Origin of the sequence: Agrobacterium deltaense RV3, from assembly GCF_900013505.1 — a bacterium.
Taxonomy (GTDB): Bacteria; Pseudomonadota; Alphaproteobacteria; order Rhizobiales; family Rhizobiaceae; genus Agrobacterium; species Agrobacterium leguminum.
Genome location: NZ_LT009746.1, coordinates 842420 through 859392 on the forward strand (window position 1 = coordinate 842420; position 16973 = coordinate 859392).

The 16973-nt window shown below is 59.3% G+C and carries 14 protein-coding genes and 1 pseudogene; 10 read left to right on the plus strand and 5 right to left on the minus strand.

Features of this window, described 5'->3' with window-relative positions; all coding sequences use genetic code 11:
* Positions 1 to 18 precede the first annotated feature (18 nt).
* From AGR7B_RS18230 to soxG, 4 genes are all read left to right on the plus strand, one after another.
* Positions 19 to 1269, plus strand: a complete 1251-nt coding sequence (locus tag AGR7B_RS18230) for a sarcosine oxidase subunit beta family protein (RefSeq protein WP_080857512.1) — start codon at positions 19 to 21, stop codon at positions 1267 to 1269.
* A gap of 77 nt (positions 1270 to 1346) precedes the next feature.
* Complete coding sequence (locus AGR7B_RS18235; RefSeq protein ID WP_080857513.1) at positions 1347 to 1622, plus strand: sarcosine oxidase subunit delta family protein; 276 nt, start codon at positions 1347 to 1349, stop codon at positions 1620 to 1622.
* Positions 1619 to 4582 (plus strand): sarcosine oxidase subunit alpha, encoded by a 2964-nt coding sequence (locus tag AGR7B_RS18240; RefSeq protein ID WP_080857514.1) that lies wholly within the window; start codon positions 1619 to 1621, stop codon positions 4580 to 4582. The genes AGR7B_RS18235 and AGR7B_RS18240 overlap by 4 nt, the downstream gene beginning before the upstream one ends.
* A complete protein-coding gene (gene soxG / locus AGR7B_RS18245) occupies positions 4575 to 5111 on the plus strand; it encodes a sarcosine oxidase subunit gamma family protein (RefSeq protein WP_080857515.1) in 537 nt (178 codons plus the stop codon). The genes AGR7B_RS18240 and soxG overlap by 8 nt, the downstream gene beginning before the upstream one ends.
* 260 nt (positions 5112 to 5371) lie before the next feature.
* Here soxG and AGR7B_RS18250 read toward each other — a convergent pair whose 3' ends face one another.
* The 4 genes from AGR7B_RS18250 to AGR7B_RS18265 all read right to left on the minus strand — a co-directional run bounded on the left by AGR7B_RS18250 (position 5372) and on the right by AGR7B_RS18265 (position 9303).
* Complete coding sequence (locus tag AGR7B_RS18250) at positions 5372 to 6121, minus strand: GntR family transcriptional regulator (RefSeq protein ID WP_065656697.1); 750 nt, start codon at positions 6119 to 6121, stop codon at positions 5372 to 5374.
* Positions 6122 to 6275: 154 nt separating this feature from the next.
* On the minus strand, positions 6276 to 7406 hold the full coding sequence (locus tag AGR7B_RS18255; RefSeq protein WP_080857516.1) for a sugar phosphate isomerase/epimerase family protein: 1131 nt from the start codon (positions 7404 to 7406) through the stop codon (positions 6276 to 6278).
* Between the two features lie 103 nt (positions 7407 to 7509).
* Complete coding sequence (locus AGR7B_RS18260) at positions 7510 to 8364, minus strand: amino acid ABC transporter permease (protein WP_080857517.1); 855 nt, start codon at positions 8362 to 8364, stop codon at positions 7510 to 7512.
* 3 nt (positions 8365 to 8367) lie between these two features.
* Entirely contained in the window at positions 8368 to 9303 is a 936-nt protein-coding gene (locus tag AGR7B_RS18265; RefSeq protein WP_080857518.1) for an ABC transporter substrate-binding protein, read from the minus strand.
* 529 nt (positions 9304 to 9832) lie between these two features.
* Between AGR7B_RS18265 and AGR7B_RS18270 the strand changes: the two genes are divergently transcribed.
* From AGR7B_RS18270 to AGR7B_RS18295, 6 genes are read left to right on the plus strand one after another with little or no spacing between them, the layout of a single operon-like run.
* Positions 9833 to 11050 (plus strand): ABC transporter ATP-binding protein, encoded by a 1218-nt coding sequence (locus AGR7B_RS18270; protein ID WP_425352635.1) that lies wholly within the window; start codon positions 9833 to 9835, stop codon positions 11048 to 11050.
* Positions 11051 to 11069: 19 nt separating this feature from the next.
* On the plus strand, positions 11070 to 12110 hold the full coding sequence (locus AGR7B_RS18275) for an extracellular solute-binding protein (protein ID WP_080857519.1): 1041 nt from the start codon (positions 11070 to 11072) through the stop codon (positions 12108 to 12110).
* Between the two features lie 9 nt (positions 12111 to 12119).
* Complete coding sequence (locus AGR7B_RS18280) at positions 12120 to 12947, plus strand: ABC transporter permease (RefSeq protein WP_080857520.1); 828 nt, start codon at positions 12120 to 12122, stop codon at positions 12945 to 12947.
* The gene (locus tag AGR7B_RS18285) at positions 12940 to 13761 is read left to right on the plus strand and encodes an ABC transporter permease (protein ID WP_080857521.1); all 822 of its coding nucleotides are present in this window, start codon (positions 12940 to 12942) and stop codon (positions 13759 to 13761) included. Before AGR7B_RS18280 ends, AGR7B_RS18285 begins: the two co-directional genes overlap by 8 nt.
* A 31-nt stretch (positions 13762 to 13792) precedes the next feature.
* Entirely contained in the window at positions 13793 to 15217 is a 1425-nt protein-coding gene (locus tag AGR7B_RS18290; protein WP_080857522.1) for a Xaa-Pro peptidase family protein, read from the plus strand.
* A gap of 1 nt (position 15218) precedes the next feature.
* Positions 15219 to 15893, plus strand: a complete 675-nt coding sequence (locus AGR7B_RS18295; protein WP_161987915.1) for a flavin reductase family protein — start codon at positions 15219 to 15221, stop codon at positions 15891 to 15893.
* 14 nt (positions 15894 to 15907) lie between these two features.
* Here AGR7B_RS18295 and AGR7B_RS26220 read toward each other — a convergent pair.
* A pseudogene (locus AGR7B_RS26220) lies at positions 15908 to 16360 on the minus strand (site-specific integrase); the annotation flags it as partial.
* Positions 16361 to 16973 lie beyond the last annotated feature (613 nt).

Consider the following 16973-nt stretch of genomic DNA (forward strand, 5'->3'; position numbering starts at 1 on the left):
TATCGTTCGAGGTACCAGATGCGCTATTCCGCCTTTTCCATTTTCAAGAACGGCCTTTTCGGCAACAAGGCGTGGAAACCCGCCTGGCGGGAGGTGTCTCCGAAACCGCATTATGACGTCATCATCGTTGGCGGCGGCGGACACGGGTTGGCGACGGCCTATTATCTTGCGAAAGAATTCGGCGTCACCAATGTCGCGGTGCTGGAAAAAAACTACATCGGCTCCGGTAATGTCGGCCGTAACACCACGATCATTCGCTCCAATTATCTGCTGCCGGGTAACAATCCCTTCTACGAGCTTTCGATGAAGCTGTGGGAAGGGCTGGAGCAGGATTTCAACTTCAACGCCATGGTTTCCCAGCGCGGCGTGCTGAACCTCTATCATTCGGATGCCCAGCGCGACGCCTATACAAGGCGTGGCAACGCCATGCGGCTGCACGGCGTCGACGCCGAATTGCTGGACCGCGCCGCAGTCAAGGCCATGCTGCCGTTCCTCGATTTCGACAATGCCCGCTTTCCGGTGCAGGGCGGCCTGCTGCAAAGACGCGGCGGCACCGTGCGTCACGATGCCGTCGCCTGGGGTTATGCGCGCGGCGCAGACAGCCGCGGCGTCGATATCATTCAGGGCTGCGAGGTAACCGGCATTCGCCGCGAAAACGACAGGGTCGTGGGTGTGGAGACCGCCAAGGGCTTCATCGGCTGCGGCAAGCTGGCGCTCGCGGCAGCCGGCAATTCCTCGCAGGTGGCCGCCATGGCCGGACTGAAACTGCCGATCGAAAGCCATGTGCTGCAGGCTTTCGTGTCTGAGGGGCTGAAGCCCTTCATCGATGGTGTCGTCACCTTCGGGGCCGGCCATTTTTACGTTTCGCAATCGGACAAGGGCGGCCTCGTCTTCGGCGGCGATATAGACGGTTACAACTCCTATGCCCAGCGCGGCAATCTGGCGACGGTCGAACATGTCGCGGAGGCAGGCAAGGCGATGATACCGGCGCTCTCGCGCGTCCGGGTGCTACGCTCCTGGGGCGGCATCATGGATATGTCGATGGATGGTTCGCCGATCATCGACCAGACCCCGATCGGCAATCTCTACCTGAATTCCGGCTGGTGTTATGGCGGCTTCAAGGCGACGCCCGCTTCCGGTTTCTGCTTCGCCCATCTTCTGGCGCGCGGCGCACCGCAGGAAACGGCAACGGCCTTCCGGCTGGACCGCTTCCGGCGCGGTTATCTCATCGATGAAAAGGGCCAGGGTGCCCAGCCCAACCTTCACTAAATCTGTAGCGGGATTTCAGGCGGAAATCGCTCACAGTTTTCGCCATCCCGCTATCTGGCGGATCAAGGACATCTGAAATGGCAAGTCTCGTGCCCTGCCCGCATTGCGGGCCAAGACCCAGGGAAGAATTCACCATCAAGGGCGCAGCCCTTCAAAGGCCCGCCGCCGATGCCAGCGCGGAGGAATGGTTCGATTATGTCTATCTGCGCGACAATCCGCGCGGCGTCTATGAGGAATATTGGCACCACACATCCGGCTGCCGCCGCTGGCTGGTCGTCGCCCGCGATACCGCCACCCATGAGATATCCGCCTGCCGCGACGCCGCCGACAAGACGAAAGTGACAAACGCATGAGTGCCAACCGCCTGAAGACCGGCGGTCTGATCGACCGTTCCAAACCGCTTTCCTTCACCTTCGACGGCAAGCCGATGTCAGGCTTTGAAGGCGACAGCCTCGCCTCCGCCCTGCTCGCCAACGGCCAGAAACTCGTCGGTCGCAGTTTCAAATACCACCGCCCGCGCGGTATATTGACGGCGGGTGCAGCCGAGCCGAACGCGCTGATGACCATTGGCCGCGGCGGGCGCACGGAGCCGAACACCCGCGCCACCATGCAGGAGCTTTATGCCGGGCTGGAAGCCAACAGCCAGAACCGCTGGCCCTCTCTCGATTTCGATATCGGCGCGCTGACCGGCCTTCTGTCTCCCTTCCTCGGGGCGGGGTTCTACTACAAGACTTTCATGTGGCCTGCCGCCTTCTGGGAAAAGGTCTACGAGCCCTTCATCCGCAAAGCCGCCGGCCTCGGTAAAGCAAGCTACGAGGCGGACCCGGATACCTACGACAAATGCTGGGCGCATTGCGACCTGCTGGTGATCGGCTCCGGCGCGGCGGGTCTGGCGGCAGCGCTTGCCGCAGGACGCGCCGGCGCGCGCGTCATCATTGTCGATGAACATTCCGTGGCGGGCGGTGGGCTTCTTTCCGAAACGGCAGCCATCGGCGGCAAGAGCGCTCCGGATTTCGCAGCGCAATGCGTTGCCGAGCTCGAAACCCTGCCGAATGTGACGGTGCTGACGCGAACCACGGCTTTCGGCTGGTATGACGGCAATGTCTTCGGCGCGGTGGAGCGGGTGCAGAAACATCTGCCAGATCCGAAAGCCCATGTGCCCGTGGAGCGCCTGTGGCGCATCGTCGCCAAGCGGGCGCTGCTTGCCACTGGCGCGGAAGAACGACCGCTGGTCTTCGGCGGCAACGATGTTCCCGGCGTGATGATGGCGGGCGCCATGCGCAGCTATCTCAATCGATATGCCGTCAGCCCCGGCACGGCGACGGCAATTTTCACCACCAATGACAGCGGTTATGCGCTCGCCCGCGATCTGGAGGCGCAGGGCGTCGCTCTGGCCGCCATCATCGACAGCCGTGAACAGGGCAATCCGGGCTACGAAGGCAAAGCGCGCGTCATCAAAGGTGGTGTCGTCTCCAATGCCAAGGGCGGCAAGGCGCTTTCCGCCATCGAGGTTTTTGCGAATGGCCGCGCGGAGAAGCTGAATGTCGATGCGCTGGCCATGTCGGGCGGCTTCAGCCCCATCATCCATCTCGCCTGCCATCGCGGCGGCAAGCCGGTCTGGTCGGAAGACGATGCCGCTTTCCTGGCGCCCGGCAATCTCAAGGGGCTGGAATTCGCCGGCGCGGTTTCCGCAATAAACGGTATCGCCGCCTGCCTTGAGGATGGCGCGCGGAAGGGCGCGGCCTTGGCGCAAGAGCTCGGCTTTGCATCAGCTGCACCGACATTCGGCGCGGTGGAAAACGATATCGTAGCCCCGCCTGCAAAACCGCTATGGTCCATCCCCGGCATCAAGGCGAAAGCCTTTGTCGATTATCAGAACGACGTTCACCGCAAGGATCTCGGCCTCGCCATCCGTGAAGGTTATGGCCATGTCGAACTCGCCAAACGCTACACCACGAACGGCATGGCGACGGATCAGGGCAAGCTTTCGAATGTCAATGCCATCGGGCTGCTGGCCGAAGCGCGCGGCGTCTCCCCGGCGGATGTCGGCACCACGACGTTCCGGCCGTTTTATACGCCCGTCTCCTTCGGCGCACTGACTGGGGCCTATCATGGCCAGCATTTCCAACCGGTGCGCAAATCGCCGCTGCATGGTTGGGCCGAGAAAAACGGGGCCGTGTTCGTCGAAACGGGGCTCTGGTATCGCTCCTCCTGGTTTCCCCGCAAAGGCGAAAGCGGCTGGCGGGAAAGCATCGACCGTGAGGTTCTGAATGTGCGCAAGAATGCCGGGCTCTGCGATGTATCGATGCTCGGCAAGATCGAAATCTGTGGCAGTGACGCCGCGGAATTCCTGAACCGGGTCTATTGCAACGCTTTCCTCAAACTGCCGGTCGGCAAGGCGCGTTATGGTCTGATGCTGCGTGAGGACGGCATGATCTACGACGACGGGACCACCAGCCGGCTGGAGGAAAACCGCTTCTTCATGACGACCACCACCGCCTATGCGGCGGGCGTCATGAACCATCTTGAATTCTGCGCGCAGGCGCTCTGGCCTGATCTCGATGTGCGGCTTGCCTCCGTCACCGATCAATGGGCGCAGATGGCGATTGCCGGGCCGAAGGCGCGCGCCATTCTTCAGAGGATCGTCGATGAAGATATTTCCGACGAGGCCTTTCCCTTCCTTGCAGCCAGGGAAGTCTCCCTGTTTGGCGAGCAACTGCATGGACGCCTGTTCCAGATTTCCTTCTCTGGCGAACTGGCCTACGAGCTTGCCGTCCCGGCCGGTTACGGTGAAAGCGTCGCCGATGCGCTGATGGAAGCCGGCGAGCCGGAGAATATAATGCCCTATGGCGCCGAGGCGCTAGGCGTGCTGCGCATCGAAAAGGGCCATGTCACCCACAATGAAATCAACGGCACGGTGGTGCCCGCCGATCTCGGCTTCGGCAAAATGGTCTCCACCACGAAGACCGATTTCATTGGCCGACGGATGCTGGAGCGCGAGGGGCTTTCCGACGCCGACCGTCCAAGTCTCGTCGGCGTCGTGCCGCTTGATCCAAAACAGTCCTTCCGCACCGGCTCGCATATTCTTGCGAAGGATGCCACGGCAACGCTGGAGAACGATCAGGGTTATGTGACCTCCAGCGCCTTCTCACCGCATCTGGGTTCGACCATCGGTCTCGCCCTCGTCAAGAATGGCCCTGCGCGGCATGGTGAGGAAATCATGGTCTGGAACGGCCTGCGCAACGAATTTACCCAAGCCCGCCTTTGCAACCCGGTTTTTGTCGATCCTCAAAACGAGAAACTCCATGTCTGATTTCAAGTCTGACTTCCGGCCGACGCTCCGCCCGGTGCTGGGCGCAAAGCGAGCGATTGCCTCCACCGCCATCAAGCTCTCTCCCCTGCCGGAAGGCACGATCATCCACGTTCTGGCCGCACCCGGCGCAGCGGATCTGGAAGCCCGCCTTCGCGACCTTGCCAAAGGCGGTATACGCGCGGTCTCACCGGGCCAATTGTTCATCGTCAGTGAACACCCTCTGTCTCACGCTGATATGAAGGCGCTTCTTGCAGCGCTCGAACCTTTGGCAACGGGTGTCGACCAGAGCCAGGGACGCGTTCGCATCCACATCGAAGGCAAGATGGCCGAGCGGGTTCTGGCCAAAGGCACGGCGGTCGACCTGTCTTTCGCAGCATTCCCGGTGGGACATTCCGCCGCGACGCTGATCGGCCACATCGCAGCCCACCTCACCCGGCTTGACGGACAGGTCTTCGAAGTCATCGTGCTGCGCGGTTTTGCCGAAAGCCTGTGGGACGACCTTGCCCGGATGAGCCTCGAATTCCAGTGATCGTGTCGGTCAGGCGTTGCTCGATGGTGCCACTAAAACAGATGGCGTCATCTGTTGTGCCTGATTGCCAGACTTATGCAAACGGCGTTTGCAACTGAATCGCTTTTATGACGCCTTCTCGGCAGGAAACGCTTTTGCCAGCGTCCCCACTCTTCCGGAGAGAGATGCACCTGCACGCAGGAAATTATTTCCGCTCTTCTGACGCCGCGTCGCACGGCGGGCGCAACGAAATACCTATGGCTTGTTCTTATCTGGGCGCATCATGAAAAGTTCTCCAACACGGCCAGGAACGTGTGCCGATCGCCCTGTCCTTCAGTCAGCCTAACGCGCCCCTCGATGTCGGCGAGATGGTGGTCCATCAACTCCTGTGCCTTCGCCAGGTCTTTCGCCTTCAGCGCCGTAACGATCAGGCGGTGGTGATCGGCGCCGCAGTCGTCCTTCTTGTCTTCTTCATAGAGCGCCATGACGAGGGAAAGGCGCGCGACGATCTTGGATAGCATTTCGGTCATGACGGCATTGCCGCCAAGCTCCGCCAGGACGATATGGAATTTTCCGGAAAGCACCGTCTTCGACTTTTCGTCGCCGTGGTGGTGGATGTGCTCTTCCTCGTCGGTCAACTTTTCCAGCGCATCGAGTTGTTCGGTGGTGGCACGGGACATTACAAGGTCGAGGATCGCATGTTCGATCTTGCGGCGTGCCTCGAACAAAGCCTTGGCTTCTTCGATGCCCGGCTCTGCGACGAAGGTGCCGCGGTTGCGCTTGCGCTCGAGCAGGTGGTCGCTTTCCAGCACGCCGAGAGCGCCACGGACAACGGTGCGGCTGACGCCGAAATGGTCGGCAATGGCATCTTCGAGGATTTTGGTGCCGGGTTTCAGCGCGCCTTCGCCGATGGCAGTGGCAAGGGTCGTGCGAATGCGCTCAGAGACGTCGTCATTGGCATTTTCTGCCGCTTCGGCTGCGCTCGGCGCCTTGGGGGCGGATTTTGGGGTCTGCCGACGAGTCTTCTTCATGTCCTGCTCCGCATGCATTCGAGCGGCCGGTCGCTCGATCTGATCACATCCATACACATATTGTTGCGTACATTGATACGCGCTGGAAATCCACTTGATCTTGGGTTTTGCACGATGACGGCAGAGATCTCCACCGTCATCGCGTAAGTCGAAATCAGGCCGCCTGCCGTTTCGCCACGGATGGGGAAAGATCGATGCCATTATCGGCGCAGATCGTCTCGATATGCCTGGCCGAATTGCGAATGAAGATGATAGCCGCGTCGAAGCCATAGGCCTGCTTTTCATAGGACGGGTAGCCGTAGTTGGTCGCCTCATAGGTCTCCCAATCCGGAATCTCGCCGGCTGCAACACGCTTTTCAAAGGTGCTGATGAGGGAAAGATAGGCGTCGAGCTCTTCGGCATCGAGGTCCGGGTGCGCAGCGCGCCACGCTGGGTCGTCGATCTCGATGCACTGACGCGGATTGGCCTTGCGCGGCTTGTCTTCAACGGAGGCGGCAACTTCCAATGAGAGATTGAGATTCGGGTTCGCCGCTGCCAGGATTGGAATGATCGTGGCAAAATCCACGATCCCCCAACCGACGGGGCGGGTCTGGAAATCGAGGCCGCCGGTTGCGCGGCCCACATAGGCGTCCTTGATATGGGTCTGGCGAACGTATGGCGCGACACGTTTTGCGGCGTAAACCGGATGTTCCCCGCGCTGCAGGCCGTTGGCCGTGTCGAAGACAACGCCCATGCAATCCTCACCGATTTTTTCGATCAACCGGAGGATCTCGAAGGACGTAATCTCGTCATGGGTTTCCATATTGAGATGGACGCCATTGGCGCGCGCAACGGGAGCAAGCTTCAGCAAGACCTTCTCGATTGCCAGCAACTGCTCTTCCCAGGTGACGTCGGTGCGGAAGCGGTCATTTGCCAGCCTGCCACGATACTCCGATTTGAAATTGCCCGGCGAGATCCATAGTTCGCGGCAGCCGATGGAAGCACTTGCCTCGATCATTCGGGTAAAGCCCAGAATGACGTCGCCATCGCCGATCGCCCGGAACTCCGGAGCCTCGGCGCTGCAATAGGGATTGATCTTGCCGACGCCACTTTCGAGGTAGAGCCCCAGTTCATCGGCTTTCTCGCGGATGTCGCGAAGTGCTCCCTTGTCGAGCGTCGGGCTCATGTCGAGAACTGTCGGGAAGAACAGGCCCGCAAGGCCAAGCTCCTTGACAAGGTCAAGGCTTGCGAGCGGTCCGCGTTTCACGAACTCGGGAAGCTTCTGGCTATCGATACCCAGTCTCATAATAGTCTCTCCTTGGTGTTTCCTGATGGGATTCGCTGCGGTGACGATCCCTTGGTTGATTGATTTTCTGGCGTCATTGTCTGCGCGCTGGCGCCCCCCATGCTCAATTTTTGCCGCTGTTCGAGCGGCCTTTTGGCGCGAGCTTCCGTTCCAGATAGTGCTGGCCGATGGACGCAATCGTGGTGATCCCGAGATACCAAAGCGAGGCAACGCACAGGAGCTCGATGACGAGGAAGTTGCGGGCATAGATGGCCTGCGCCTGTGTCAACAAATCCTGCATCCCGATGACTGAAACGATGGCACTCGCCTTCAGCATGCCGATCGCCTGGTTTCCGGTCGGCGGGACGATCAGCCTTACTGCCTGAGGGAGGACCACCGTTCGCAGAGTCTGTGATGGTCTGAGGCCCAGAGACGATGCGGCTTCGCGCTGTCCCCGATCCACGGCAGTCAGGCCACTACGAATGATCTCGCTCATGTTCGCCGCCTCGTGCAGACCAAGCGCCAGGAAGCCGGCCAAGGCGGGTGTGACGATGTCGTTTACCGAAACCGACCAGGAACCGAATCCGATCTCGGGGACGAAGAGCGCGATGTTGAACCAGAAGAATATCTGGACGATCAGCGGTACGCCGCGGAACCACCAGACAAAGGCGACGGCGATCGCTTTAAGAACGATGTTCTGGCTCGTCGCCATAATGGCGATGAGGCAACCGATGACGATGCCGGCGACCATGGCGCCGGCCGTCAATTCGAGCGTCAGAACGACGCCGCCAAGAATGACGGGGTCGATCATGTAGCGCGGGATCTCGCTCCATTGGACGCTCTGATTTCGCCCGACAGCCAGGACCATGAGGGCCAGCACAAGGATCGCAATGCTACCGGTTGCGACCTGCCCCCAGCGTATCGGCTTGCGGACTGGAGGCACGATGGTCATGCAGATCGGTTGAGCAAAGAGTGCCATGGCTCATTCCACCGGCATGGAGGCAGCATCGTTGAACTTGACGGTCTTCACGGCAAGCGGGCCAAGGCTCCATTTCTCCATGATGGCCTGATAGGCGCCGCTGTCGACCATGTGCTGGAGCGAGGCGATCACGACATCCCGGAGCTCTGGATTATCCTTCGAGACCAGCATGCCAAGATAACCGACGGCGAGGCGGACATCGGGCAAGGCTTGTAGGCCGACGCCTTTGCCGGTCTGCTTTTCGGTGGTGTAGACGCTCGTTGCGTAACCGTTGACGGTCGCATCGGCGCGGCCCGTTCGCACGGCCTGCAGGACGTCAGGCATTTTCGGTATGGACATGATCTCGATGGGCGCGGTCTTGCATTTTGCCGAGGCAGCAACCACGAGCCTGTTCTGGAAGGTTCCGACCGGCACGGCAACCTTCTTGCCGCAGAGGTCTTCCATGCTCTTGATGCCAAGTGGATTGCCCTTGACCGTCATGATGGTTGTTGCGTCATACATGTAGTCGATCACGTCGACCTGCTTTTCCAGTTCCACATCGTCGTTGATACCGGAAAGCGTCATGTCGAACCTCTTGGAGAGCACAGCGGGAACGATGGCTGCGCCCGCGCCGACATTGGTCATCTGCACATCGACGCCCAGAATGACGCCCAGCGCCGCCGCGAGGTCGGCATCGATGCCAATCAGCTTGCCGGCCTCGTCCTGGAAGCTGATTGGCGGCGTCAGATCCGTCGCAACCTTCAGCTCCTTCTTTTCCTTGATCGCGGCAGGCAAGCGATCTGCCAATTGCTGATTGAAGGCGACGCCTGGAAGCTTGGCCACATCCGCCTCTGGCACCATCTTCACGGGCGTACCCTCTGCAGCCTGCGCGGTTGAGGCGAGGAGAGCTAGAGCGACGCCTGCCAGGGCGGCTGTGAGAGTCTTCTTGAAACTATGCATGCGGAACCCCTTCTTCACATTATCTGTCGTCGTGAATTTTCAGATTGGACGAAGCAATCAGCATGCCAGTTTGACGTATCAGATCCTATATGACTGTTTTTAATTGCTTATTTTTTTAATACTCAGATCGCATAACGATTCGACTTTATTTTCGCATAAAGTTTCGCAAATTCTGATGAAAAAATAATCCATCGATTAATCCTGAGCATTTTGCCCACGAACAAAATCGTTAAATTATTGATTTAATTATACAATAGTATCGTCTGTCAGGCGTGTCCCGTTACTGCCATCCTCGCGAAAGCCGCAAACTGACGCGGCTCGACGGCTTGCAACCCAGAAACCTGCACAACAAATCACCGTCGCCGATCACGAATGCACAATTAATGAATTCACACGAAAATTCGTTTTTATGTGATTATGAACTTACGAAAATGAACAAATCAAAAATAAATAAATATAATCAGTCTTTTAATAATTTACCTGGAATACAGAAGGCGCAGTTGGCATGCCAATTGCAACTGCTGTTTCCATGACCCAAAGCGAACTCAAAATTGCCGATCGACCACATCTCCGCCTGAGACCGACGAGCGCGACGCCCTCGGCTATGCAGGTGCAACCCAAGGGGACATTCATGTCGCAGACCTCGAATGCAGCAGAAGGCAAGCAGCTTAGCGTTCGTCGCCTGACCCATAGCTACGGCGGACAGAATGCGATCAGCGATATCTCTTTCGAGATAGAAGCCGGTGAGATCGTTGCGCTACTGGGCCCGAGCGGCTGCGGCAAGTCCACGGTATTGCGCGCTATCGCGGGTCTGATCCAGCCGAAAAGCGGCGTGATCCAGCTCGGTGGCGAGGACCTTGCCAATGTTTCGGCGCGTGCGCGCGGTATCGGCATGGTCTTCCAGAACTATGCGCTGTTTCCACACCTGACGGTCGCCGAGAACATCGCCTATCCGCTGGCTTGCCAGAAGGTTGGGCGCTCCGAGCGGCGCGAGCGGGTCGAGGAGATGCTCTCGCTCGTACAGTTGAAAGGGTTTGGTCATCGGCTGCCGCGTGAGCTCTCCGGTGGTCAGCAGCAACGCGTGGCGGTGGCCCGTGCCATTGCCGGACGGCCTTCGCTTCTGCTTCTCGACGAACCGTTCGGTGCCCTGGACCGGGCCCTGCGTTTCGACCTGCAGGTCGAGCTTCTCCATCTGCAGAAAACGCTCGGCATCACCACGCTGATCGTCACGCATGACCAAGAGGAGGCGCAGAGCCTCGCTGGACGCCTGGTGCTGATGAACAAGGGCAATGTCGAGCAGATTGATACGCCGATGGCCGTTTATGACCGGCCGAGGACTCTCTTCGTCAATACCTTCATCGGTCAGGCCAATGTGCTGCATGGAACGGTGGACCGCGTGGAGACGGAAGCAACCACTATCTCGCTGGCGAACGGCAGGGTCCTCGTTCTTCCGCGTCGTCTGAATTTCACCACCGGCTCCAAGGTCACGATCACCTTCCGCCCCGAAGATGTGCGTCTCTCCGCCACGCCGAGCGCATCTGCCCTGCCGGCACGACTGACCGTGTCAGTGCCGCTTGGGCCTACCCTAGTCCATGATCTCCTTCTCGAAGACGGGACAAACCTTCGTTCCTCCGAGGTCCGCGGGCCTTCGACCTTCATCCCCGAGCCGGGAGCACAGCTCTTTGCCGAGATAGACACCATGAGGTGTCACGCCTTTCCGAGCGAACCGGAAGCATTCCGTAAATAACAACAACAGAGGTGAACAGATGCAAGACTTCAACATCACAAGACGCCGTTTCGGACTGCTTGCCGCCGGTGCGGCTGTTGCAGCAACCGTTCCTTTCGCCGCCCGTGCGGCTGGTGGCACGGCGGTCGCCGCGACCTTCCCAGGCAATTGGGAAGACGGCTATCGCACGGTGCTGACGCCGCTCGTGAAGGAGGCCGGTTTCGATCTGACCGTCGCCCCGGTAATGGCGCAGGACCAACTCGCCAAGGTCATGGCAAGCCCCGGCAACCCGCCTTACGACACGCTTCTGATGTCACCCGGTCAGATGGCCATCGCCGTCGAGAACGACCTCATCCAGAAGATCGACCCGTCGAAGCTCAAAAATTGGGGAATGCTCGATCCGGCCTTCCAGGGCGAATATGGCCCAACCGTCACGGTCGAGGTCAACGGCATTGCCTATAATCCCGATCTCGTCCCGGCGCCGAAGGGCTACCGCGATCTCTTTGAAACCCCGGCTTACAAAGGGCTTGTATCGTGGACCGGCTTCGCCTCCAACACGGGCGTCATGGCCTATACCGAGATCGCCAAGATTTACGGCTCGGGACCAACCGACATGGATGCCGTCTTCAAGCTGTTCAAGGAACACCCGGAGCATATCAAGGGCGTGGTGGCCAGCACGAACCACCAGATGACGCTGTTCCAGCAGGGTGAGATAGCAGTCTTCATGTGCTCGACGGGCAATGTCGCGAAGTTGAAGGCCATGGGGCTGAAGGCCGAATTCGTCCAGCCGGAAACGGGTTCGCCCGCAGCGCCAGTCAACATTCATCTGACCAAGGGCGCCAAGAACGTCGACGCGGCCTATGCCTATATGGATGCCGCGATTTCCAAGGCCGCACAGGACAAGCTGAAGATGCCGCCGCAGGAAATGTTCCCGACGAACAGGCAGGTCGAGCTGACGCCGGGCATCGAGGCCTATGTGAAGCGCGAGCAGCTTGCCTCTCTCGTTTATCCTGACTGGGCTGCCATCAACAAGAACCGGCCGGAATGGATCCGCCAGTTCGACGCCCTCGTCGCCGGTTGAGGTAGCACCATGAAAGCGAGCGGCTTCCCCTACGTTGTCCCGATGCTTCTGCTGTCGGTGGCGTTCTTCGCGACGCCGCTCGCCGTCCTTGTCGGGTTCAGCTTCATTGGACCCGACGGCCTGTCCCTGCACAATTACGCGCGCTTTCTTGGCGATGCGTTCAACTATCGCGTTCTCGTCAACACCGCCAAGCTCGGGGTACAGACCATCGTCACCACGACGCTGCTCGGTGTGCCGATCGCGCTATTCTACTGGCACAGCGGCAAGACCGCACGCCAGATCATCATTTTCCTGACGCTGATCCCGATGTTGACGAGCAATGTGGTTCGGACTTTTGCCTGGATCGTCATTCTCGGGCGGCAGGGACCTATCAGCGAGACATTCGTGGCGCTTGGGCTGACTGACCGTCCCTTCACGCTCATGTCGACGGAACTCGGCTTGGTGATGGCCATGTGCCAGATCGACCTGCCACTGATCATCCTTCCGCTGGTGGCGATCCTATCGCGCATCCCAGTCACCTATACCGAGGCTGCGCAGGTGTCGGGCGCGGGGCCGTGGCGCATCCTGGTCACGGTCCTGTTGCCGATGATGCTGCCTGGACTTCTGGCGGGCTGGATTCTCGTCTTTGCCAGCACCAGTGCTTCCTTTGTCACCCAGGCGGTGATTGGCGGCGCGCGCAACGTCTATGTGCCGCAATTGATCTATCGAGAGGTCGGCACGCTGTTCGACTGGCCGATGGCGTCTGCGATCGCCGTCGTGCTCCTCATGTCGACCGGCGTTCTTCTCGTCGGCATGACCATGATTTCCCGTCACCGGAGGCTTGTCGGCCATGCGTAGAAAATCCGAAAACCCGGTCCCCGCCATTCTCTACAAGGCATTCGTCTTCGGTTTTGGTGGCCTGAGCCTGATCTATCTTGTAGCCCCGATCGTCATCGCGATCACCATGTCGTTCACGTCCGGGCAGACGCTCAAATACCCCCCGGAAGGGTTCTCGCTGCGCTGGTATGAGGCGTTGCTCGATCCTATCCGCTCCGGGACGGAGCATATTGCCGCCGGCAACTCGCTGAAGATCGCAGGCCTTGCCGTTCTCGGCTCGCTTCTCTCCGCCGTGCCCGCCACGATCGGCATGGCTCGACTGCAGCGTCGGTCGGTCAACACGATCGAGCCGTTGCTTCTCGCCCCGCTGGTCTTGCCGAGCCTCGTTTATGGCCTGGCTGCGCTGATCGTCGCCAATTTCGTTGGCTTGCAGCCTTCGCTCTGGCTGACGGTCGTCGGCCATGTGGTGGTCTTCGGGCCTTTGATGTACCGCGCCGCTTCGGTCGTCGCGCAGGGTATCAATCCCTCGCTGGCGGAAGCTTCGACGGTGATGGGAGCCACGTGGTTCACCACGCTCAGGCGCGTGATCCTGCCCTTGCTGACACCAGGCATTCTCGCCGGCGCTTTTCTCGTCTTCATCCAGTCGCTCGACAATGTTTCCGTCTCGCTTTTCCTTGCCGATGCACAGACGACAGTGCTGCCGCTCAGGATGTTTGCGCTGATCGAGGAGTCGCTCGACGTGCGCGTTGCGGCAATGTCCGGCCTGCTGATCGGCCTGACACTGGTGGTGATGCTGGTGACAAGGCGGGTGCTGGCGCCTGCGCGACAGGCCTGACGAACAAGAACAATATTGGAAGGAATAGCCCATGAACATGACCGCCACCAGAACAGGAGCCTATCGCATCGGCTCGCTGCTCGCCGACTTTCAGCCGGATTTCGATTTCGCAGCGCCCTTGCCCCTTCCGGTCGAGGAATTCGAGGATCGTCTGCGGCGTATCCGCCGCCAGGCAGTGGAGGCCGGACATGACGCCCTGATTGTTCATACTGGCGGTGTGGGCTGGTTTCACACGTCGAACCACTATCTCCGTTATATTTGCGACTGGATGCGGGAGGGCGTACTTATCATCCCGACGGATGTCGACGAACCGATGGTGCTTTTGTCCTTCTTTACCCAGTCCGTGCTTTTGCCACCGGGTGGCGAACCCGTTCTGGTGGAGGACATCTGGCAGATTGGCCCGATCGGGCGGGAATATGCCGATCGTCCGGGCGACAGCGTCATCAAGACCGCCGAAAAATGTGCCGAACTGCTGGCAGGCATGGGGCTATCGAAAGCGCAGATCGGCCGCATTGGCGACCGCACCTCGCTGACCTTCTGGGCAGGCCTCGACGCATTGATGCCGATGGCGAAGTTCGTTGCTGACAATGCCATTCTAGACCGCATGCAAAAGGTCCGCTCGCCACGCGAGATCGAGATGTTTCGGGCGGCCGCCCAATTGGTCAGCATCGCCACCCAGGCGGCCTATCACGTAGCGAAACCCGGCGTGACCGACCACGAGATCTACGCGGCCTTCACCCAGGCGCAACTCTCCTTCGGTGGCGAGACCGGTGACGGTTACCAGATTGGCATCAACGAATTTGGCACCCATTGCGGCAAGCCCTACGGGCATGTCGTGCGACCCGGAGACCTGATCAATCTCTATGTCTCCAACGTCACCTATCGGGGCTATACGGCGCAGACTGCACGTATGCTCGCCGTTGGCGAGATCACCAGGCGCCAGGAAGAGGTGCTCGCCGCCTGTACCGAAGGTGTCAAGCGGGCAGAAAAGCTGATCCGCCCCGGTGCCCTGATGCGCGACGTGAACAATGCGGCCTTCGAGCCCATGATCGAGCGCGGCATGCTGGCGTCGCCGGAAGCCCGGACCATGCCTTACAACTGGGCACCGATGGATGACGGCAGCGCGAGGCTTATCCCGCGCCAATATGTCAAGAACATCGACTGGGAGGCGCAGGGCCGCACGCTCATGCATGTCTATCCGGCGACACATGGCCCGCATAACCCCAATCTCGGCCATTCGGTCGGCATGGCCGGCGGCCAGAACAGCTTCAACATATCCTCTCACAACTACGATCGGATGGAGGAGGGCATGGTCTTCGTGCTCCACACACAGTGGCTTGAGCCACTGTCGGCCGGCTGCAATGTCGGTGACATGTATGTCGTGACCAAGGACGGGTTCGAAAACCTGTCGCGCCACACTCCGCTTGAAACCCACCGCATTGCTGCCGAGGCCTGAGATGACCGATACGACCCGAGCGCACACCCATTTCGATTTCTCCAGGCTCACCGAGCGCGAGCGCTACAAGATCCTGATCGGCACCGTCATCCCGCGCCCGATCGCGCTTGTGACAACCGTCGACAGAGACGGTCGCCCCAATGCCGGGCCGTTCAGCTTCTTCAATGTGCTGACTCATGATCCGGCAATCGTTGCGATCGGTGTCGAGAACTATGCCGATATGCGCTTCAAGGATACGGCCCGCAACATCCGCGAGACCGGTGAATTCACCGTGCATATCTGCGACAACGCACTCGTGGACCAGATGGAGATCTGCGCCATCAAATTTGGTCCTGGCATCAACGAGATGGAAGAGGCGGGTCTCGAAACCGTGCCGGGCGAGATGGTGTGCAGCCCACGCATTCTCGCAGCACCCGCAGCACTTGAGTGCCGTCGCCACACCACCTTGCAGGTAGGTCCCGCCCGCGAGATCATCCTCGGTGAAGTCGTCGGCGTCTTCGTGCGCAGCGACGCCGTCAACACATCTAACCTGCATATCGACCAGCAAATGATGGACGCCGTTGGCCGCATGGGCGGGCATACCTATACCCGCACCCGCGACCAGTTCGACATCAAGACGCTGAGTCCGCAAGAGTGGGAGAGCCGGAAGATTTGTAAGACCGACGCGGCTGAGTAAAGGCTCGGATCAGGAAGCGGCAGCCCCCAATCGCGGATTGCGACCTCGAGAACGTGGCTAAGGATCGCAAGCTCTCGAACAGTCGTAGATGGAGCTACGTTCTGAAGCCGCTCGTCACGGAACGACGCAATGTCCTGCTGGCTCAGGCCAACCATCGTCCGGTAGGCGAGATCATGGCGGCGCAAAACGTCGATGCGCTGTATCTCTTGGACGGCCCCGCGTTTCAGGGGCGACACTTCTCGCTGATATCGTTCGAGCAACTGCCCGAGCGCGGCGCTTTCGAGTATTTTTGTGTCCGGTGCAGTTCCGCACCTATCAACCTGTGCTTCGAGGTCGCGTGCCCACTTTTCGGCTTCGAGTTTGGTGACGAAGCTCTTGCAGCGGGGCTTCATACCGCGCCTTCGCACTTGTGCTTGGCAGCGCCCTCTGAGTTTCCGATTGTCGCCACCGTGATCTCCAACATTCATTGTCGATCACGCGTACCGAGCCGCTTGGAGTTGACCGCGAAACCTCTACACTCTTAGCAAAAGTTTTCACTACGCTTTGGTCCAAGGGCCTCACGAAGCGCGATATTGCGAATGATATTAATCTACCATGGGAAGAGATCGAATCGCTTGTTTTTGGGCTGACCGGGTCTTCTCTGGTGCGGCCCACACAGGGTAACCTATCCGTTGTAAGTCAAAAGCGCTAACGCACACCGGCGAGCGCTCATCTCGAATGCCTAGCCGGGCCTGCAATGTTCAGTCCAACCTACAGCATCAGTGGCGCAGTGCCGACAATGTGGCCCTACCGCTCGAAATGAGGCGTGTCACAAATTAAGTGAATACAACTAATCTAACATTGAGAGAGAAACCTTGTCACCCAAGGCAAATTATGGCGGAGAGGGTGGAAGTCGCAATTGATTGAAAAATCACATAAGCCTTTGTAATTATTTAATTTATTCTGAATACCTAAAGAAAAAATGTACCAAAAAATGTACCAAATTGGTCGGAGTACACCAGAACCCTTTTACGAAAACAGACGTCTTAACGTCCGCGAAAAGGGTTAGTTGCCAAACCACCACCGCATGATTACATCAGA